This window comes from Enterococcus sp. XAF26B05_ASV22, assembly GCF_056727285.1.
In genome coordinates this window covers 1,715,782-1,736,976 of record NZ_CM161538.1, presented here as the reverse complement: position 1 = coordinate 1,736,976, position 21,195 = coordinate 1,715,782, and the positions used below count along the sequence as shown (strand labels likewise).

At 34.9% G+C, this 21,195-nt stretch carries 21 protein-coding genes; 8 read left to right on the top strand and 13 right to left on the bottom strand.

Annotated features, from left to right (window positions below):
• Positions 1 to 4 precede the first annotated feature (4 nt).
• From parC to AC1PU0_RS08635, 5 genes are all read left to right on the top strand, one after another.
• Complete coding sequence (parC, locus tag AC1PU0_RS08655) at positions 5 to 2,476, top strand: DNA topoisomerase IV subunit A (RefSeq protein WP_206850255.1); 2,472 nt, start codon at positions 5 to 7, stop codon at positions 2,474 to 2,476.
• Positions 2,477 to 2,763: 287 nt separating this feature from the next.
• On the top strand, positions 2,764 to 5,010 hold the full coding sequence (gene pflB / locus AC1PU0_RS08650; RefSeq protein WP_069653179.1) for a formate C-acetyltransferase: 2,247 nt from the start codon (positions 2,764 to 2,766) through the stop codon (positions 5,008 to 5,010).
• Between the two features lie 65 nt (positions 5,011 to 5,075).
• Positions 5,076 to 5,840, top strand: coding sequence for a pyruvate formate-lyase-activating protein (gene pflA, locus AC1PU0_RS08645; RefSeq protein WP_069653180.1), 765 nt, complete (start codon positions 5,076 to 5,078; stop codon positions 5,838 to 5,840).
• A gap of 95 nt (positions 5,841 to 5,935) precedes the next feature.
• On the top strand, positions 5,936 to 6,862 hold the full coding sequence (locus tag AC1PU0_RS08640) for a manganese-dependent inorganic pyrophosphatase (protein ID WP_111247855.1): 927 nt from the start codon (positions 5,936 to 5,938) through the stop codon (positions 6,860 to 6,862).
• 111 nt (positions 6,863 to 6,973) lie between these two features.
• A complete protein-coding gene (locus AC1PU0_RS08635; RefSeq protein WP_206850256.1) occupies positions 6,974 to 7,909 on the top strand; it encodes a DUF1803 domain-containing protein in 936 nt (311 codons plus the stop codon).
• Between the two features lie 90 nt (positions 7,910 to 7,999).
• Here AC1PU0_RS08635 and AC1PU0_RS08630 read toward each other — a convergent pair whose 3' ends face one another.
• Positions 8,000 to 8,533 carry a DUF2179 domain-containing protein gene (locus AC1PU0_RS08630; protein WP_069653183.1) on the bottom strand — a complete coding sequence of 178 codons (534 nt, stop codon included), beginning with the start codon at positions 8,531 to 8,533 and terminating at the stop codon, positions 8,000 to 8,002.
• 212 nt (positions 8,534 to 8,745) lie between these two features.
• On the opposite strand from AC1PU0_RS08630, the gene cls reads away from it, so the two are divergent.
• Positions 8,746 to 10,206 (top strand): cardiolipin synthase, encoded by a 1,461-nt coding sequence (cls, locus tag AC1PU0_RS08625; protein ID WP_206850257.1) that lies wholly within the window; start codon positions 8,746 to 8,748, stop codon positions 10,204 to 10,206.
• Between the two features lie 165 nt (positions 10,207 to 10,371).
• Here cls and AC1PU0_RS08620 read toward each other — a convergent pair whose 3' ends face one another.
• The 10 genes from AC1PU0_RS08620 to AC1PU0_RS08575 form a co-directional block, all read right to left on the bottom strand.
• Positions 10,372 to 10,497: a hypothetical protein gene (locus AC1PU0_RS08620; RefSeq protein ID WP_277989348.1), complete on the bottom strand. Its 126-nt coding sequence runs from the start codon at positions 10,495 to 10,497 to the stop codon at positions 10,372 to 10,374.
• Positions 10,498 to 10,746: 249 nt separating this feature from the next.
• Positions 10,747 to 10,869: a hypothetical protein gene (locus AC1PU0_RS08615; protein ID WP_277989349.1), complete on the bottom strand. Its 123-nt coding sequence runs from the start codon at positions 10,867 to 10,869 to the stop codon at positions 10,747 to 10,749.
• A 42-nt stretch (positions 10,870 to 10,911) separates the two neighbouring features.
• A complete protein-coding gene (locus AC1PU0_RS08610) occupies positions 10,912 to 11,151 on the bottom strand; it encodes a hypothetical protein (protein ID WP_206850258.1) in 240 nt (79 codons plus the stop codon).
• A 1-nt stretch (position 11,152) separates the two neighbouring features.
• Positions 11,153 to 12,283 carry a replication initiation factor domain-containing protein gene (locus AC1PU0_RS08605; protein WP_206850259.1) on the bottom strand — a complete coding sequence of 377 codons (1,131 nt, stop codon included), beginning with the start codon at positions 12,281 to 12,283 and terminating at the stop codon, positions 11,153 to 11,155.
• Positions 12,284 to 13,067: 784 nt separating this feature from the next.
• A complete protein-coding gene (locus AC1PU0_RS08600) occupies positions 13,068 to 13,826 on the bottom strand; it encodes an ATPase (RefSeq protein ID WP_206850260.1) in 759 nt (252 codons plus the stop codon).
• 97 nt (positions 13,827 to 13,923) lie between these two features.
• Complete coding sequence (locus tag AC1PU0_RS08595; protein ID WP_206850261.1) at positions 13,924 to 14,175, bottom strand: hypothetical protein; 252 nt, start codon at positions 14,173 to 14,175, stop codon at positions 13,924 to 13,926.
• Positions 14,175 to 16,442: a hypothetical protein gene (locus tag AC1PU0_RS08590; RefSeq protein ID WP_206850262.1), complete on the bottom strand. Its 2,268-nt coding sequence runs from the start codon at positions 16,440 to 16,442 to the stop codon at positions 14,175 to 14,177. The genes AC1PU0_RS08595 and AC1PU0_RS08590 overlap by 1 nt, the downstream gene beginning before the upstream one ends.
• A gap of 88 nt (positions 16,443 to 16,530) precedes the next feature.
• A complete protein-coding gene (locus tag AC1PU0_RS08585) occupies positions 16,531 to 16,743 on the bottom strand; it encodes a hypothetical protein (protein ID WP_206850263.1) in 213 nt (70 codons plus the stop codon).
• A gap of 17 nt (positions 16,744 to 16,760) precedes the next feature.
• Complete coding sequence (locus AC1PU0_RS08580; RefSeq protein WP_206850264.1) at positions 16,761 to 17,249, bottom strand: hypothetical protein; 489 nt, start codon at positions 17,247 to 17,249, stop codon at positions 16,761 to 16,763.
• Positions 17,250 to 17,257: 8 nt separating this feature from the next.
• Entirely contained in the window at positions 17,258 to 17,566 is a 309-nt protein-coding gene (locus tag AC1PU0_RS08575) for a hypothetical protein (RefSeq protein ID WP_206850265.1), read from the bottom strand.
• Positions 17,567 to 17,897: 331 nt separating this feature from the next.
• On the opposite strand from AC1PU0_RS08575, the gene AC1PU0_RS08570 reads away from it, so the two are divergent.
• On the top strand, positions 17,898 to 18,239 hold the full coding sequence (locus tag AC1PU0_RS08570; protein ID WP_479998198.1) for a helix-turn-helix domain-containing protein: 342 nt from the start codon (positions 17,898 to 17,900) through the stop codon (positions 18,237 to 18,239).
• An 18-nt stretch (positions 18,240 to 18,257) separates the two neighbouring features.
• The gene (locus tag AC1PU0_RS08565) at positions 18,258 to 18,428 is read left to right on the top strand and encodes a hypothetical protein (RefSeq protein WP_206850267.1); all 171 of its coding nucleotides are present in this window, start codon (positions 18,258 to 18,260) and stop codon (positions 18,426 to 18,428) included.
• Between the two features lie 578 nt (positions 18,429 to 19,006).
• On the opposite strand, the gene AC1PU0_RS08560 is transcribed toward AC1PU0_RS08565, so the two are convergent.
• Together AC1PU0_RS08560 and AC1PU0_RS08555 are read right to left on the bottom strand one after the other, a co-directional pair.
• Positions 19,007 to 19,483, bottom strand: coding sequence for a GNAT family N-acetyltransferase (locus tag AC1PU0_RS08560; RefSeq protein WP_206850268.1), 477 nt, complete (start codon positions 19,481 to 19,483; stop codon positions 19,007 to 19,009).
• A 107-nt stretch (positions 19,484 to 19,590) separates the two neighbouring features.
• The gene (locus tag AC1PU0_RS08555; RefSeq protein WP_206850270.1) at positions 19,591 to 20,934 is read right to left on the bottom strand and encodes an FAD-dependent oxidoreductase; all 1,344 of its coding nucleotides are present in this window, start codon (positions 20,932 to 20,934) and stop codon (positions 19,591 to 19,593) included.
• Positions 20,935 to 21,195: the final 261 nt, after the last annotated feature.

The following is a 21,195-nucleotide window of genomic DNA, read 5'->3' as shown; positions in this document are numbered from 1 at the left end:
AAATTTGGAAAAACGCCAGGATATTCAAGAATTGACGCTTGAAGAAGTAATGGGCGATCGTTTTGGAAGATATTCCAAATATATCATTCAAGAACGTGCCCTACCTGATATTCGTGATGGGTTAAAACCTGTACAACGTAGAATTTTATTTTCCATGAATAAAGATGGAAATACATTTGAGAAAAGTTTTAGAAAATCTGCAAAATCTGTCGGAAATATCATGGGGAATTACCATCCTCATGGTGATAGCAGTATTTACGAAGCAATGGTTCGTTTAAGTCAAGACTGGAAACTACGTGAAGTTTTGATCGAAATGCACGGGAATAATGGGAGTATGGATGGTGATCCACCAGCTGCGATGCGGTATACAGAAGCACGTTTGTCTGAATTAAGTGGAGAACTTCTGAAAGATATCGAAAAAGAAACAGTTGACTTCGTTTGGAACTTTGATGATACAGAAAAAGAGCCGACTGTTTTACCTGCTAAATACCCCAATTTACTCGTGAATGGTTCAACAGGGATCTCGGCAGGTTATGCTACAGAAATTCCTACTCACAATTTAGCGGAAATTATCGATGGTACAATTTATTTAATCGATCATCCAAATGCAACCTTAGATAAGCTAATGGAATTTATTCCAGGACCGGATTTTCCAACAGGTGGTATTTTACAAGGGAAAGAAGAAATCAAAAAAGCTTATGAGACAGGTCGCGGCAAAGTAATTCTTCGCTCAAAAACAAGAATTGAACCTTTAAAAGGTGGAAAACAACAAATTGTTGTCACCGAAATTCCTTACGAAGTGAACAAAGCGACATTGGTTAAGAAGATGGATGAAGTCCGTTTAAATAAAAAAATCGATGGTATTGCTGAAGTTCGTGATGAAAGTGACCGAACTGGGCTGCAAATTGCGATTGAGTTGAAAAAAGATACGAATGCCGAGGGTATTTTAAATTATCTTTTCAAAAATACTGAATTACAAATCAATTACAACTTCAATATGGTTGCTATCGACAACATGACACCACAACAAGTTGGTTTAAAACGGATCTTAGATAGCTATATTGCACACCGCAAACAAGTCATTACAAACCGTAGCCAATTTGAATTGAACAAAGCTAAAAAACGTCAGCACATCGTTGCTGGTTTGATCAAAGCGCTGTCTATTTTAGATAAAGTAATCGAAACTATCCGTGCTAGTAAAGACAAAAAAGATGCTAAGATGAATCTGGTAAAAGCCTATGCATTTACTGAAGAACAAGCTGAAGCTATCGTGACGTTGCAATTGTATCGTTTAACCAATACAGACATCACACAACTTGAAAAGGAAGCAGAAGAGTTGAATCAGTTCGTCACTGAATTAACAAAAATTTTAAGTGATGAAAGAGAGTTGTTCAACGTAATGAAAAAAGAGTTACGTGAGGTCAAAAAACAATACGGCAACCCACGTTTAACTCAGATTGAAGATGAAATTCAAGAAATCAAGATCGATACAAAAGTTTTAGTTGCTCAAGAAGATGTCGTGGTGACTGTAACGCACGAAGGGTATATCAAGCGGAGCAGTTTGCGTTCTTATAGCGCATCGAAGCCAGAAGAGGTCGGAATGAAAGAAGGAGACTTCTTGCTTTATACTGGGGAAGTAAATACCTTAGATCATATTTTACTGATTACAAATAAAGCCAACGTGATTTATCGTCCAGTTCATGAACTTCCTGACTTACGATGGAAGGAAATAGGTGAACATATTTCACAAGCTATTCTAAATCTATCAGTAGATGAATCCATTATTGCTGTTTATACCTATAAAGAACTATCTCCAACGAAGACATTTGTTTTCATGACAAAAGAAGGTATGATCAAACAAAGTAAAATGACCGATTTCGAACCATGGAGAACGTATAAGAGCCGTCCAACGAACTGTATGAAATTGAAATCGGACTCAGATGAAATTGTAAATGTGTATTTAACAAATGAACAAAAGATCTTAGATGTCTTTTTAGTCAGCCATCGCGGTTTCGGTTTACGCTATCCATTAGAAGAAGTACCAGTAGTTGGTGCTAAAGCTGCTGGAGTTAAGGCAATGAACTTAAAAGAGCAAGATTATGTAGTCAACGGCTTACTTGTCCATGAAGATGGAGACACACCAGTTGTAGTATTAACGCAACGAGGAAGTATCAAACGAATGTTAGCACAAGAATTACCTCAACTCGGGCGAGCAAAACGCGGACTAATGGTTCTTAGAGAATTGAAAAAGAACCCTCATCGCGTAACATTTATGTCTGAAAGTAGTCCTTTAGAATTACTAGTGACAACACAAAATGGTAAACAATATACGCTGGATTCAGAAAAATATCCAATCAATGATCGAACATCTAATGGTTCATTTATGCTTGATGAAAAACAAGATGGTGAAATTTTAGAAGTTCATGAAATGCATACAGCAGAACTAATACCTAAAAATGAAGAAGAATCTAAATAGGACTGCTAAACTGTTCTATAGAATTTAAAGGAAGAAGCATCTGTACTAGCACAGATGCTTCTTTTTCTATTACAGATTTCTTATATTTTTTATCTGCATAAGGAAAATTAGTTAATTAAATCACAAACTAAAAACACTTATAATTAAACGTTTTTAGCTTTTTTTATCTGAAAATAAGGTAATTAGCTCAAATTATAGTAAGGAAAAGCTTGCATATAATCAATCATGTGTTATACTAATCACATAAAGCTGTTACAATAGATTTCAGCATACTAAGGAGGCCCACAATGGAACAATGGAAAGGCTTTAAAGGCGACAAATGGAAAACATCAGTAGACACACGTGATTTCATCCAAAGAAACTACACTGAATACAAAGGCGACGATTCTTTCCTGGAGCCAATCGCACCAAGTACAGACAAATTATGGACAAAATTACAGGAATTATTTGAGATACAACATGAAAAAAATGGTGTATACGATATGGATACTAACATTCCTGCAACCGTTACATCTCACGAACCTGGATATTTGATTAAAGAAGAAGAAACAATCGTTGGTTTACAAACAGATGTACCATTGAAACAAGCATTCATGCCATTTGGTGGTATCAACATGGCTAATAACTCATTAACATCAAATGGTTACGAAGTAGATGCTGAGATGTCTAAAATCTTCACAGAGTGGAGAAAAACACATAACCAAGGAGTTTTTGATGCCTACACACCAGAAATGAGATCCGCACGTAAAAATAAAATCATCACAGGTCTTCCAGATGCTTATGGTCGTGGCCGCATTATCGGTGACTATCGTCGTATTGCGTTATACGGAATGGACTTTTTGATTGCTGAAAAGAAAAAAGATTTAAGTAATACTGGTAACAAAGTAATGACAGATGACGTGATTCGTTTAAGAGAAGAAATTTCTGAACAAATCAGAGCAATGGCTGACTTAAAAGAAATGGCTTCAACTTATGGGTTTGATATTTCACAACCAGCAGCTAATGCAAAAGAAGCGATTCAATGGTTATACTTCGGTTATCTAGGTGCCATCAAATCACAAAATGGTGCTGCTATGTCTATCGGACGCATCTCTGCGTTCTTAGATATCTATATCCAGCGTGATTTAGAAGCAGGTGTAATCACTGAATTTGAAGCACAAGAAATGATTGATCACTTGATTATGAAATTACGTATGGTTAAATTTGCTCGTACACCTGAATATAACCAATTATTCTCTGGTTACCCAATCTGGGCTACATTATCAATCGCTGGTATGGGATTAGATGGACGTTCATTAGTGACGAAGAGTGACTTCCGTATCTTACACACATTAACAAACATGGGCCCATCTCCTGAACCTAACTTAACTGTGTTATATTCTTCACATTTACCAGTTGGATTTAGAACATTTGCTTCTAAGATTGCAAAACAAAGTTCATCTATCCAATTCGAAAATGATGACTTATTACGTGCTAACTGGGGTTCTGACGACTGTGCTATCGCATGTTGTGTGTCTGCAACAGTTATGGGTAAAGATATGCAATTCTTCGGCGCTCGTGCCAACTTAGCAAAAGCCGTTCTTTATGCAATCAACGGTGGTGTAGACGAAAAAACTAAAATGCAAGTAGCTCCTAAATTCCGTCCAATGACAGGTGATACTTTGGACTATAATGAATTTATTGATCGCTACAAAGATATCATGGATTGGTTAGCAGAATTATATGTAAATACATTAAATGTCATCCACTATATGCACGATAAGTATTCTTATGAAGCAGCACAATTAGCCTTCATGGAAAGCGACTTACAACGTACTTTCGCAACGGGTATTGCCGGGATTTCACATGCTGCTGACTCAGTAATGGCAATCAAACACGGTAACGTACAAGTAATCCGTGACGAAGACGGTTTAGCAATTGATTATGTTCCTCAAAATGAGTTCCCAACTTATGGTAACGATAATGAAGAAGCAGATGCAATGGCTAACTGGATTCTTGAATACTTCATGACTCAAATCAGACGTCAACATACGTACCGTAATGCGAAACCTACAACATCATTATTAACAATCACTTCAAATGTTGTTTATGGTAAAGCAACTGGTAATACACCAGACGGACGTCGTGCAGGTAAACCACTAGCACCAGGTGCTAACCCTAGTTACCAAGATGGTAAATTCTTAGGTGAGAAAAATGGTCTTTTAGCATCTCTTAACTCAACTGCTAGATTAGAATACACAAGTGCATTAGATGGAATCTCTAATACACAAACAATCAATCCTAATGGTTTAGGTAAAGACGATGATACAAGAATTGATAACTTACGTAACGTAATGGATGGCTACTTTGATAAAGGTGGATACCACTTGAACGTTAACGTATTCACAAATGAACTATTATTAGATGCACAAGCACATCCAGAAAAATACCCTAACTTAACAATCCGTGTATCTGGATATGCAGTGAAATTCCGTGACTTAACACCTGAACAACAAGCAGATGTTATTTCTAGAACTTCACATGACAGACTATAATAAACGATTAATTGAAGGGTTGGCCACGTGTCAGCCCTTTTTTTAAAAGAAATGAGGAACGAGCAATGACAACTCCTGTTATCGGTAGAATTCACTCTACAGAAAATTTTGGGACCGTTGACGGACCAGGTGTTCGATTCATCGTATTTACACAAGGCTGCCGCATGCGCTGTCAATTTTGTCATAACCCCGACACTTGGAAAATCGGGTCTGGTGGACATGAGGTTACCACAGATGAAGTGTTAGATGAAGCGATCAAATACCGTTCTTATTGGGGAGAAAAAGGTGGAATTACTGTAAGTGGCGGTGAGCCATTACTTCAATTAGAATTTTTAACAGACTTATTTAAAAAGGCCAAAGAAAAAGGAATACATACAACAATTGATACTTGTGGCAAACCATTTACAAGAGAAGAACCCTTTTTTAGCCAATTCCAAGAATTAATGAACTATACGGACTTATTATTATTTGATATCAAACACATTGATAATGAACAGCATAAGTTACTTACTTCCTTAGGAAATGAAAATATTTTAGAAATGGCCCAATATCTTTCAGAGATTGGGAAACCTGTTTGGATTCGTCACGTTTTAGTTCCTGAGCGTAGTGATTATGATGAATACTTGATTCGTTTAGATGAATTTATAAAAACATTGAAGAATGTCGATAAAGTTGAAGTTTTACCCTATCACACAATGGGAAAATACAAATGGGATGAATTAGGGTTAGAATATCCACTTAATGGGATAGAACCACCTAAAGACGATAGGATAGCAAATGCTAAAAAGTTACTTCATGTCGATGATTATCAAGGCTATACGACAAGGTAACGTATAAAAATGGAAAAGACCGACAATTATTGTTGTTTCTTTTCTATTTTTTGTTATTATTAATAATGAAGAAAAAGAAGGAGTGAACTATTTTTATGTCAAAAATTCTTGTTTTTGGACACCAAAATCCTGATACAGATGCTATTGGAGCAGCAATCAGCTTTGCATACTTACAAAAAGAACTAGGCAAAGATACAGAACCAGTTGCATTAGGAACGCCGAGTGAAGAAACGCAATACGCACTAGACTATTTTAAAGTAGATGCACCAAGAGTAGTAGAGACAGCGGCTGGAGAAACAAATCAAGTCATGTTAGTCGATCATAATGAATTTCAACAAAGTATTGCAGATATTGCAGAACTAAATATCCTTGCAGTCGTTGACCATCACCGTATCGCTAACTTTGAGACTGCTGATCCGTTATATTACCGTGCGGAACCTGTTGGTTGCACAAGTACAATCGTTTTAAAACTCTTTAAAGAAAATAATGTCACCGTTCCTAAACAAATTGCCGGAATGATGGTGTCTGCCATTATTTCAGACACACTTTTATTTAAATCACCAACATGTACACAAGAAGATATTGATGCAGCACACGAATTAGCTGTTATTGCAGAAATCAATTTAGACGGTTACGGCTTAGACATGCTAAAAGCTGGTACAAATTTAAGCGATAAATCTGCTGAAACGTTATTAGACTTAGATGCTAAAAGCTTCCCAATGGGGGATAAGAATGTTCGAATCGCACAGGTCAATACAGTTGATCTAAACGAAGTCCTGGATCGCCAAAATGAGCTAGAAGCCGCAATGAACACTGCAAATTCTACAAATGGCTATGACTTATTCGTATTGATCATTACAAACATTTTAAACAGCGACTCAGAACTATTAGTAATCGGAGATTCTCTAGACAAAGTAGAAGCAGCATTTAAAGTTAAACTGGACAACAACCGTGCATTCTTAAATGGTGTTGTTTCTCGTAAAAAACAAGTTGTTCCTCAATTAACTGAAGCATTCAGTTAAAAGTCACACACATCTGATTTAGCAACTTCATAAACTACAGGTGGTGTTTTCATTACGCCAGCTGTAGTTTTTATTAGTTATCAAAGTTAAACGAGAAAGAGTGATTCTACCGTGAAAAATGTAAGCTATTATTTTGCATCGAATAAAAGTGAAGAAGAATTAACCAGAATCATCTCAGATCCATTGTTCACAAGGATTGTTAGTTACCTTTCAGAGCGCAAAGAACAAGATGTGATTTTACGACAAATAAAAGCGAATATCTTAACAGATAAAAATTTAGAATTATACTTGGACAAGTTGATCAAATACAATCTGATTGAAAGGGCAAATAGAAGATACACATTAACTTTTCCAATTTTTTCTCAGGGGGAATCACTAACATTACCCGATTCGATCACACAATCTTTTAGAGCGGTTACACAGACAGAATCTATATCAACGGATTATTTTGTATTGGGTGAATGGCTTTGGTCTTTATTATTTCAAGAAGAACAAGATCCCTACTTTTTTGGCATTGAATTATCTTCAAAAAGCTTACCAATCTTTCGTAAAAGAGAAGAGGGGAATGATTTGCTACGTTTTGTTTCTGTTTATCCTGAGGAGCTTGTACCGTTAGATCTGGCAAATTATTTCAATTTACTATCGAGAAGGCAAGAATTACCCTCTCATTTTGAACCTTTACAGAATATAATCGGAGATGTTGATATTCATTATTTTATTCCACAAATGCAAAAGACATTGCGAGCTATAAAACGAAATAGGACTAGAGATAGCAAAAAAAATATTTTTCAAGAGGCACTATTGGTGACTGGTGACCTTAAAAAAAATGAAGAGAATCAATTGTTTCTTGCTACGCCGATTTTAGACAGTACTGAACCTTCTGAAGCATTTCAACTTGCCTTAGACAAACTGAAGACAGAATTGACTCTTTTATGGGAAGGGATTGAAACAAACAATCAACGCCTATTCTATAAACAGCAGTTATATAGTTTTATAGTAGTAAATTATCTACCTATAGATCTAAACTACATTAAGTACTTTAAATAGATAGTTACCATAATTATATTATGTAACCTAAAATGAAAGATTTAAATCATCCGCTCCTGATTGACGAAAAATCAAGAGCGGATGGTTATATTAATGGTTTCTTTTACGTACTTTCTTTGTCCAAAATCCACCTGAGATAAACTTAGGCTCATAAGAAATGATAAAGGCTCTAGGTTCTTCTTCGTTGATTAATTTGTATAAACTGCGTTCATTTTTACGTGGAGAAAGAATTTCTAATATCATTCGTTCGCCTTCGCGACCTGCACCGAAACTTTGAGTAACACCATAACCATGTTCTCTTAGTATTTCCGGTAAATTTAATTGTTCCGTTGAAGAGGGGAGGATAGCTGTTACCATAATATAGCCTAAAGCTAAATAATCCTCAATTTTGATTCCGACGCTGATCCCAACCGCATAACCAAGAGCATATACAACTAGATTTATCGGGTTATCTAAACGGTTCAATACCATGCTGAGTCCTAATACATAAATCGTTATTTCAGCCATACTGACTAAAGGAGCAATTAAACGATACCCTTTCATTGTCAGCATAAAACGGATTGTATTCAATGTGATATAAGAAAAATTGACCACAAAGATTGTAATGAGCATTTTGATGTCCATTTTTTTAGATACCTCTTTTCAATTAAACATATCTGCATATTATAGTACAACATTATGAGAATTAAAATAGGGAATGTCCAAATATAATTAAAAATTGTATTTACCTAGTTCCTAAAATAGATAAAAATTATATATGGCGTTATTGTTGGATGAATCAATAGTTTTTGCTATAATCAATGTATTACGTTTTTATAAGGGAGAAATGAAATCGGATGAGAATATTTATCATCATACTTTTGGTGTTATTGTTATTAAATACAACGGCTGCACTTATTACTGTTTTTAGAAAACCACGGGGCATTTCTAGCGTTCTGGCATGGATCATGACATTGTTGTTCCTACCAGGTATTGGTTTTATTATTTATCTTTTTTGCGGTAGAGGGATCAACGGTCAAAAGGTTTTTAATCTAACCGCTCACGATAAAGAAAAGATTGCTGAAATCAAAAATATAGTTGATGACGACAATCTAAAATCAGACGGAAAATTAGATATTAATTTGCTAACAGACGCTCGCGTTTTGAACCGATACTTTAGAAATATGGATTCTTCACCATTAAGCAAACGAAATAGTCTCAAAATTTATACCGATGGAAAAGAAAAGTTCGATGCCTTATTCGAAGATATCCGCCATGCTAAAGAAACAGTTCATGTTGAATATTATTCATTTTTTAATGATCATATAGGCAATCAGTTTTTAGATTTATTAGGGGAAAAAGTCAAAGAGGGCGTAGCTGTTCATTTAATATATGATCCATGGGGTTCTCCAGGTGCAAACAAGAAGTTCTTTGCGCGATTCGTTGCTTTAGGTGGGAAAGTAGCGCCCTTTATTACCTCTAAAAATATGATCAGTAAAACTCGTCTCAATTATCATTTGCATCGTAAAATAGTCGTAATTGACGGGAAAATAGGGTGGACTGGTGGATTTAATGTGGGGGATCAGTATCTAGGAGAAAGTAAGAAATTCGGTTACTGGAGAGATACACACATCCGCTTGGTAGGAACTTCTGTTTTCTCATTGCAAGAGATTTTTATTATGGATTGGAATGCTTCTGTCCAACATGACTCACACAAAATGGATTATTTAGAGAACTATTTTCAAATTGCCGAAGACAATGAGCTTGGAAACTTAGCATTACAAGTTGTTTCTGACGGTCCAGATTCTGAAGAAGAAATTCTAAAAAGTGGTTTCATCAAAATGATTTTGTCAGCTGAAAAATCGGTGTGGATTCAAACACCATACTTAATTCCTGATGATAGTATGATCAACGCCTTATTAATTGCTGTTCGTTCAGGAATCGATGTACGAATTATGATTCCATGTATGCCAGATCATCCATTTATCTATCGTGCAACGCAATATTATGCAAACTATCTGCACAAACGTGGGGTCAAAATATACATGTATCAGAATGGTTTTTTACATGCTAAAACAATGGTTATTGACAATGAAATTTGCATGGTTGGTACGACAAATCAGGATATTAGAAGTTATGCCTTGAATTTTGAGGTAAGCACATTTATCTACGATACAAGAATCGCATGGGAACTGACACAAATAGTTGAAATGGATATGATTAACAGCATCTTATTAACGGATGAAATCATACAAAACCAATCACATTGGTTACGATTTAAGCAGAATTTTTCACGGTTACTATCACCGATATTGTAAGCTTAAATTATGAATGAATACTTAAAAAAGATTAACTGAACAGAGTAAAAAAATCGAACAAGGTGAGGGATTGCTATGTTCGATTTTTTATGATTATATTTTAGTTAACATAATATACATTATACAAAGTAGTTTTAGAGCAGTTTATAACTAGTTTAAACTGCGTTACAAGTCACGTACAAATAGTCCCAATATAAATATGACAAGCACAATTCCTGCGAAAATTAACAAAGGCAACGGATCACTAGCAATCATATAAAGCATTTCTTCAATGTAACATTCAATTTTCATGTTAAACCTCCTATAATTCGTGTTTTTGTGGACGTTGGTTGATACCTGGTCAAATTATCGTACGTGTTTTTAGTCGTTTTAGTGGTGAGATTCTCGACTGCAGCAAGCAAAATCGAGGATAAAAACCGAACGTTTCATTTATAAGTTGCGCTATCAGTGTAATATGATTTCCCACGAAATTCATTGCCTTGTTGTAAATAGTAAAAGAGGATATTTTGTAAAAAAAACCAAACTTTTTTTTAAATCTCGCTATTTTGTATCATATTTCTCGGCAACAGTTTTTAAGCGATGATAAATAATTTCGAAAACTGGAACTATTTTAAAAGCACCGTACAAAGCTAACAACAGCGTGATAACATTCAAAATATCCATTTAAAATCCTCCTATAATTCGTGTTTTTAGTCGTACGATCAATTATAAATGTTTACATGACTGACAATCATTTTGATCACGTTTTAACCCAACGCCAAAGCCACACACCTTACAAACTGGTATACAATCAGCAACCACAAGCAACTCTAAACAACTATCACAGGCATAAGCACCCACATAAAAATCAAATACAGTCTCTTCTTTTTTCAAATACATATGACACCGTTCGCATTTTTTATATCCTTTAACGCCCAAAATAATCACACTTTGTTCTTGATCCATTTTAAGACCTCCTTAATATATTGTGTAACTCGTTGATCACGTTCGATTTTTTAGCTTGATCTATAACAACACCTGCATTAGACGATTCCTCGATTATGCCTTGTAGCAACGTTTGCACGTCCGCAGCGGTAAAATTTTTAGATTGTATCTGTAAACGTTGGAGTAATGTATCGAGCGCAGCGTCTGCACCGTATACAAATAGATCACGTACGTATAACATTAATTCAGCTTTATCAGGTCCATGTTTTTCCAACCAATTCTCTTTCTTTTTTAACGTTGGTTTATCTTTTGCGACATATAAATTAGTTAGTCTAGCACCGCCGATAAACTCAACCCACCAACGCCCAAGATCTCGGCGAGATCTATTTTGATCACCTGTAAGGGTAACAAATTTATAATGAGCGCCAAGAATACCCGCAAATAGATCCGCAAGGTGGCGACCGTTCACAAGTTCTAAAAACGCCATGTGAGCCTTATCACTGCCGAGCCTTAACTCCCAACGTGTCCAGTTGTCCACCTCATACTCCTCCCCCGCTTTATCAAATCGCTCCCCTTTTTTATCATAAATATTGAGCTGTTGGGGTTTATCACCAATATAAATACTTGCGTGATAGTCCTCTCCAGTCCTTGTATTGATTTTATTGTATCGGACTACTTTACCACGATAAACAAGCGTTTTAGAGTAGATTTTTTTAAGTAAAAATTGCCATGTATATTTAGAGTTTACAAAATCATGAGCGATATCAATATGCGTGCATTTACCGCCTAAACTCTCCAGCTCTTTGATTGTGTCATACCACGTCCACAGCTCGTTGTTAGTCCAACGCAGCATTTCATATTGTCGGCAACCTTGACCACTAATGTGGATTGTAAAACCTTTATTATAGCCGTTTTGTATATCTAAATGAGTTGAGTAAAAAACCTGTATATCGTTAAAACTAGCGGTGTTTCCGTATCGATAACTAGCACCAATCCCAAGCGGTTTAAACTCAAAATCAAAAGGATCTAAGTGCAGATACTCCCTTATTACGTCCATAACCTCAAAATCTTCAACGTTAAAGCTAAGAGTTAACCAGTCAATCGTGATATATCGTAGCTCATGTTTTTGCATGTCCTTAGTAATTTCTTGCATTTCCCCAACAACCCCTGTTATTTTAATTTGAGAGTAATTTTCCCACTTTAAAACCCTATGTAAATCATGTGACTGTAAGCGTAGTGTAATAGTCTATGTATTGTAGACCCCCCTGTTAGTAGGGGGGTTCTAGCGATAAATCTGTTATTTTATTTTTTGCCCAAATTTGGCCGCATTTACTGCAGTAGTAAAACCCCACTAACGCTAAATTGGGGGCTGTAGCTGCGCCCACGCCTAAAAATGTGTAACTGCAGCTTAATTTTATTACCTTTTTTTAAGTGCGAGATCTCAACCGTATTCGGCACGCCGATAGAAAATAACTGCTTTTTATCAGGCAGTTTAAACTGTAAAGTTTGAGATCTCCATTTATTGCCAAAGCGATTAAACTCTGTGATCAAAATTTTATGTACGATAACATACTCATGATCCGTGTACATACTCCACCTCGATTAAATAACAAACCAAATTATAAATTTTTGTACGTTTGAACCACTAACAACAAAAATATTTTTTAAAACATTGATTTAACAACTTTTATATAAAACGCTGCACCAGGAAAAATTTGATCTCTGCAGTTTTTTAAATAACAAGACCTTGGCGCTGTCGCCCAAACCAAACTAAGCACATGGGTGCTTAACCCCCACAACTTCGCCAGTTGGTGGCGTCCTCAACAATGTGTTGAGGGGCTTAGGAGCGTGGGGCATAGTATTAAAGCCCTCAAGGCATAAATTCCCATGCGGTCAGACATTTATACTTGACCGCACGATTTTAAACGTTACTATTTTTAATTGATCAATATGCGTTTAGGTTCCGCAGCTTGTCCAATGATTGGGTCATTTTTACCATAACCCATGCGTATGCGCTCCTCTAAAGACAGCTCAACTTGTTTACCTAAATTATCAATAACAGCATAAGAATCGTATTGATCACGCATGTGATCGGTTTGTACATAGTTGTATTTCCGCTTAACAGGCAACTTTTGATCTTTATTAGCATTAGCAATATAATACTCATACTCAACGGGATCGTACCATTTTTGGAAGACCCAACGACCAACAAATGTACGACATTGTACAACCTCAAACGTCTGCTCTCTAATCGGTTTAGCTACACGAGTGAACACTTGACTAGTAGCTAGGATCTTGATTGCTTGTTTGCGCTGTTGAGTAATCGTGCGTAAGATCGTTACAGGGAAATTACGAGTAGTATTGTCAAAATCATTTTGGATCTCGTCCCAACCAATAACTAAACCAATATAGCCTAACTCTCTAACTAGTTTAGGCAAGTCCACTAGATCCTCAAACGTTTCTAGTGCTAAATCTTGATTTTTATAACCAAAGTTAGTCGCAATAAACAATTGACCGCCATACTCTAATCTATAACGCTCTAACTGCTCGATCATACTTGACGTTTTGCCAGATCCTTGACAACCGCTGTAAAGTCTCAAGCCGTACTCACTAAACGTTTTAACACCACTTTTACGCAGATCATAATTAGTCTTTGTATCTAATGCCTTATATTTTAAAAATTGTAATAGTTTCAAAAGGTCACTCCTCACCTTAAATTTTTTTGTGTTTTAGACAGTCACTTTTGTAGTTTTAGCTGCGGCGTGTCGCAAGCGACTACCCCGCAAAATAAAGCTAGATAAAAGGAATTTTGTCATAAATCATTAAAATAATATTTTTAAGAAAAACGAAGTTGTCCCTTAAAAAAACAATACCCAATATAGTTAAAATTACATTGACACTTACAAACATATCTAAGTAACCAAGAGCTTCCCCAACTGGAGCAAGTAGCCCAGTAAAATTCAAATCAATTTCAAAATTAGGAATGAGGTTGATAATAAAGCCAATAATGCCAAACGTTAATTTAAACAAAAGTTCTAAAAGCATTAGTCGACTACCTCCCCTCTTGAATAAAACCACTTGTACATATTAATGATAAAAGCCAAAATCAGGAAACCCGTTATGATCGGTTTAACAACGGGGGCATAATCATTGATTAAAGACATTGGAATCACAATTGCTTCCGAAACATTAAAATCTGTCAGTTGCCAATGATAATCAGTAAACTTGTTTTTATTACCACTAAACAATCCTTTAAAACCGTTTATACCGTCAAAAATAAAATTAAATTTAGTTTTAAAAGTCTTAGACGTGCCGTCAAATTCCTTTGTCATAAAATCCAAATTATCAGGGATTAACAAATCCTTAATAAAATCTAGTAACCCGCCTAAAAAGTCGAGTATGCCTTGAGTGATCTTAACGAGTCCGTCTATTCCTTTACCTAAAAGGTCACCTAATGTCTTGATAGCCGTCTCTATGACCCCGCCAACGGTTTTTATGATCTGTTTTAGCCAACCGCCCTCACCGTCACCGTCAAAGCCTAAATCTTTCAATATTTTTTCTAATCGATCAAAATCAAATGGCGGTACGCTAACATTAACGGAGCCTGTAGGCTTATCGTAAATTAATTTAAGCCAATCGCCAATAATAGCTTGATTTTGTCTAACACTAAGCAAAGATTCTTTTAATTCGTCATATATCAAATTAAGCCAAGTGTTACTGGTATTACTGGAACTCAAAAGGGTAGCAAGTTCACTTTTAAAAAAATCTGTTAAATCGGCAAACTCGGAAATAGTGGTATATCTAAGTCTATAAATCTGATCACCTAAATATTTGGAAAAGACCCCCGTAGGTGTCAATGTTGTACCGTCTTCTTTAACGCCAAAATATTTTTCAAAAAAATCTTGTCCAAAATAATCTTTAAACAATTTTGATAAGTCGTTCCTTAATGACAAAAATTGTTTTTTTAACATACGAACAAAAATACCGTCATGAGCATTTAATCCGTCTTCTCCTGCGACAACAAAAGTATCTTTAAAAGTATCAAAAGAATCCTTAAGTAAAAGGACGCTTGTACCTATCAAACCGTTAGCAATCAACAAGTCATTAAGCTTTCCACCCAACGTATCTAGCTTAGAGCCATTAGACCTAAAACCCGCACTCATATTACTATTGGTTGTGTCTAGTTTATTAAAAATATTTTCAAGCCAGCTAATCATTTTTAATTGATTGATTGCCATGTTTCCATTGGTGGTATCTAATTTTGATAACAAAGCGTCTAACTTTTTTCCATTTGAACTGAAACCAGAAGCCATATTTCCGTTGATTGTGTCTAGTTTATTAAAAATACTTTCGAGCCAATTAATCATTTTCAATTGATTGATTGCCATATTTCCATTGGTGGTATCTAATTTTGATAACAAAGCGTCTAACTTTTTTCCATTTGAACTGAAACCAGAAGCCATATTTCCGTTGATTGTGTCCAGTTTTTTAAAAATACTTTCGAGCCAACTAATCATTTTACCGTGATTAAGGGCAACGTTTGTATTCAACGTGTCTAACTTCGCAAAAATATTTTTAAGCCAAGTTACAGTTCCACTGGATTCCGTGAGCAAATAATTAATTTGATCGGTGTGTGTATTAATCCTAGCATTTTGGTTATTGATTTGGGTTGTAAAATGATTATAAACGTTGGTTAATCGTTCGTTGACGTCTGTAACTCTATTACTTACTTTGGTTACACGACTATCAACATAATCAACTTTATTACTTAGACTACTTGCCCAAGCGTCATGCCCTCTTTTCCAAGATTCTAAAGCCCCTATCCTATTAGCAAGATTACCCGCCCAAATATCATGACTATTTTGCCAATTTTTAAGACTGTTAATTTGTGATTGTAAACTATTATTAATACTAGTAACACGATTACTAAGATTACCCGCCCATTTATTATGATCGTTTATCCACTTATTTATGTCATTTACAGAGCTTTTTAAAGCGTCAACTTCTCCCCAACCGCCAGAAGACCCACCGCCACCAGAAGACCCACCATTACCAACGAAAAGACTTAATCTACTGGAATTTTGGCTTTCTTCTCTTTTTTCTTCCAATAATTTTTCAGGTTCGGAACTTTTTTCTTGTTTAAGCAAATTAGTATTATCTCGTAGGATATTTTCAACAGTATTATCCCGAAAGTCACTTGAAAAGCTATCATTCCTATTTCCTGTATATATATCGCTGCTAAACTCACCATAGGCAGAAACGCCACCGCAACTAGCAACAAAAACAAAAATAAAAAAGCTATACCTACCCACTTACTAATTTTTTTTATATTAATCATATATAATTATAATCTCCTTCCAAAAATAAAAAGACTAGACTTAAAGCCTAGCCTTTTAGGCATTAACCTTTCATAGCTGATTTACCCATGCCTTTGACTTTTTTAATCACAATAGGCATAGCAGCCATAATGATACCCGCAGTAATGATTAACCCAGCGTTACTCGTCCATAGCGACACGATACCATTCTGTACCCATTCAATCGTTGGAGCCAAGTCAACTTTTGGAAATTCCGGCAAAGTTGAAGCCCCTACGACAGTAAATAATTTATCCATTTATACGACACCTCCAATCAATAAAATAAAGCATTATTTATTTTAGAAGCTATCCAACCGCCGAATTTTACAAGAAAATATATGCCAAACCCAAGTAATAACACAGTTAGAATAGCAGTTCCAACAAATTCCATATTCACATTTTTTTGTGAATTTTGTTTTTCATACTCGATCAAAATTTCGAGATTTTCATTTAGTTTAGTGATTGATTCGTTCGTTAGTTGATTGTCTTCATTATTGTCAATATTTTTTAATGATTCCAAAACCGATACACGGAAATCTTCACTAGCCTTTTTTTCTATTTGATTTGATTCAGCAAGCGCTTTGTCCTGTTCTGCTTGCTTTACCGCCTTTTCAGCAAGTATTTGATTTTCACTAGAATCGACAGTAGCTTGTTTATCCCGTTCAGCTGCTTCACGCTCCAGTTCTTTTTGATAAGCTTCTTTAAGCTCTTTCAAATCATTTTCAAGCTGTTCTAGATCCTTTTTAGAAAATTCTTCAGCCATAGCCTAACCTACTTCATTTTTACGGAAACAGCTTCGACTTGATCAAATGTGACTGGTTTTACTTTAGTGTTTTTTCCACTCATTTCAAGATTGGCACGCATAACCGCCAAACACGGTACCGCCATACTCAAAATTTTTGTGTACTGATCTCTAGGAAGCGTTTGTTTAATGCCCTCATATCCTTTACCTTTATCGCTGTCGATAGGACTATCAAGATTGATATAATGACAAGACACACCTTCTCTGATTTCGCCTGTTTTCTCGTCTACCATTTTCCAAGGTTTAGCACCTAGCAGCATAACGTTAAATTCTAGCATTTGGTTCCTCCTTTTTTTATTTTTTTATAAATTAAGCCAAATGGCGTAATTATCGTATGAGTACGTGTTACATTGTCCGAGTACATAACTATTAAAACATTTGGAACTAGAGTTCCCCTGTCAGAAGTCTGTCAAAAGTCTCCCAACGTAAAAAAAAATAATTATTTACAACAATTAAACGTCAAGTTATGACTAAATATCGTTGTTTATATTTTTATATTAAACGATTTACCGTCTCTTGTCAAACGATTTATCGTCTACACCATAAAGTTGTAAAAACGTTGTTGTATCGGTAATATATCAATAAGACCAAAAGAAGTAGGTGGAAAAAGTGGATAAATCAAACATAATCAGAAAAAGAATAAAAGAACTAGCCCGTACTAAAAACTTGTCTATAAACGCAATAGCAATCAATGGGGACGTTAAACCGTCAACATTACAATCATTTATAAATGGCAGCAGTAACAACCCGACAGTCAAAATAATCGAGGGTGTATCTGACGGGTTAGGGATATCGGTTAAAGATTTCTTTGATTTTGAGCCGTACAATCTAAATCCAGATCAAAAAACAGATATACATCAAAAAACACCCGACGAAATACTTGATCAATATGGTATTTCTCCCGATCAGTTAGAAGATATATTAAAAATAGTAAAAAAAAAGACTAGTTAAAAATCAGGGGATAAAATTATGAGCAAAAAAATCAGTATGAAACAAATAAAAGATTTTATAATGAACGAAGCAAACGAACATGATATGAGGGATATAGTGGAACTAATGCGAGCTAGAAAGGCAAGTATGGACTTAGAAAAACTAGCTCAAGAAAAGAAAAAAATAATTGATAGCGTTAAGCACATATAAAAAAGACCCCCGATTTTCCGAGGGTCTTTGATTTTACAATCTATACATTATGCAAAGTAGATTTGCATAGTCACAAAACCACAATAACCAATATACAGTAAATAAAATACAGTTTATGCATATAACACACTTCATATTCTATACATTATACGACAATTAATTCAAGGAATCCCTTTGACCATGATTTACGGTACAGCATTCTATTTTAGTTTAAAACAAGGTATAAAGACCTACAAAGAGTAATATAAAAAGCGCTCAAACAACTCACTAAAGGAGTTTATTTGAGCGCTTTTTTCTGTTAGAGTAATTCCAACACTCAAATAATAAAAGTTACAAGCTAAACATTATGCGAATAATATATAAAAAAAACACTTATGGTATTTACAATTGAAATAAAAATGGTATTATTTACTTATAGGTATATTAAATTAACTTTGTACCTAATAAATATTATTCAAGGAGGGAAAAATCATGTGGGTTAATATCGTACAATATTGGTTAGACGCTACTTCAAACTTCTTTAATTTATTTAAATAATTACTTAAAGAGGAACAGAAATTCTGTTCCTCTTTTTATTTTTAACCTATTTTTTTTGACATACTAATATCTGTTGGTACAAAACCTGTTTGTTCGTATAAATGGATCGCACCTTTGTTATGAGCAAATACGTGTAAATCAATCTGCGACACATTCATTTCTTTTGCTTTTTCATCTAGACAAGAAAGGGTTTCTTTTCCATAACCAATACCTCTGAATTCTTCAAACACAATAAAATCATAAATAAAAAATTTTGAATCGTATGGTGTTTTATTTAAATGTACCCATAAAAAACCAACTTTCTTATCTATAGACTCTTCTTCAATAGAGTAGAGAAATTCGTTTTTAGTCTCCTTCCCTTCCGGTAAAAGCTCATTAAAACTTTTTGCTGCCAAATCAATTGCTTCATTCTTACTCCAAGTACCTGCTGTAATTTTATCATGAGCATAGTCTTTAATTGCAAAGGTAATGTACTTTTCATAATCTGCTTCAGTCATTTCTTGTAGTTTAATGGTCATTCCAATTCTCCTATAATTCAATGTATTTTATTTGAATCATACCATTTTTATTCTATTAAAAAAAGACTGAAGAAAATTTTGTTTCTTCAGTCTTTTTAACTTGTTGATTATTGTTCATTTTTCATTGCTGCTAAAGCCGCTGTATTGATGATATTCCACGGTTTATCAAATGATGGTTGGAAGAAAAAGTCAGCATAAGCTAGGTCTTCAATCGTCATTTTCGCTTTGATTGCCAATGAGATAGCATTGATATTAGCAGTTAAATCAGCTTTAGACATTAATTGCGCACCTAAAATTTGAGTTGTCTCAGGATCGTACACAAGTTTGAACCAAGCTTTTTCTTTATCGGGATTGAAATCCATTAGATAATCTTCAACCACTAATGCAGATTTTGTTTTCTTATTCAATTTTTTGGCCATTTCTTCATTGATACCTGTAGAAGCAAATTTATAATCGAAAACAGCTAAACCAGATGAACCTTGAATACCAGGAAATGGTTTTACTGGGCCTAATAAGTTTTTAACAGCAAAACGACCTTGTTTTCTGGCATTTGTGGCTAATGCAATGTTCACTTCAGTTTCACCTGGATTGTATTTGATTAGTGTAGCATCCCCAACGGCAAAAATATCATCAGCACTTGTTTGCATGTATTCATCCGTTTTTATAAGACCATTGGGGTGTAATTCTAAAGTATCCTTCAACCAACCAGTGTTAGGACGAACACCAACCGCTACAACAACTAAATCGGCATCATATTCAGCTTTATCCGTGATAACTTTTTGAACATGACCTTCCCCTTTGTATTGTTGAACCGTTTCATTGGTCACGACGCTAATATTATTAGCCTCCATTTCTTCAGTTAAAACGTCAGTAAACTCTTTATCTAAATAGACACCTAAAGGTCGATCTAAAATATCGATAACTGTTACATTTTTCCCAGCTTTCGCAAATGATTCAGCAGCTTCTATTCCAATATAGCCACTACCAATTACAACTACATTGTTCACCTCAGGATCAACTGTTTTTGCTTTTAATTTAATTGCCCATTTTCTGCCACGCATTAAATAGATATTTACTAAGTCTTTACCCGGAACATTTAATTCAAATGGAACAGCTCCTGGGCTGATAATAAGTTTATCGTAAGCTTCAACACGTTCTTCGCCAGATAATAAATCTCTAACTACAACTTGATGATCATCAGGTTTAATTGCTGTAATTTCTGTGTTTGAGAAGACATTTACGCCTCTGCTCTCCATTTTTTCACCAGTCATATATCGAACAGAATTAACGTCTTTAACTTTTCCTTCAAGATAAAGTTGCATACCGCAAGATAAAAACGAAATAAAATCGCCTTTTTCATACCATTGGATTTCTGCTTCCGGATGTAGCGTCAATAACTCCTCAACTGCCTCATAGCCTCCGTGCGATGAACCTAAAACAATAACTTTCATTCCAAGTACCTCCAATATTATTTATTATTTAATAAAGAGTATCATATAAATGTAAATAATAACAAGGATTTTGACTATAAATTCTCAACTATATAATTTAATTGAGAATTAAGGACGCTTTTTACTACACTATTTTAGGTAGTCTATTTCTTAGACTCTTCATCAATTAGTTTACATAACAATATTATGTTCTATCTATTTTTGTTTACCAAAAATAACCACCTAAGACATTTTTTGCCTATAGCTGGTTATTTAACGCTC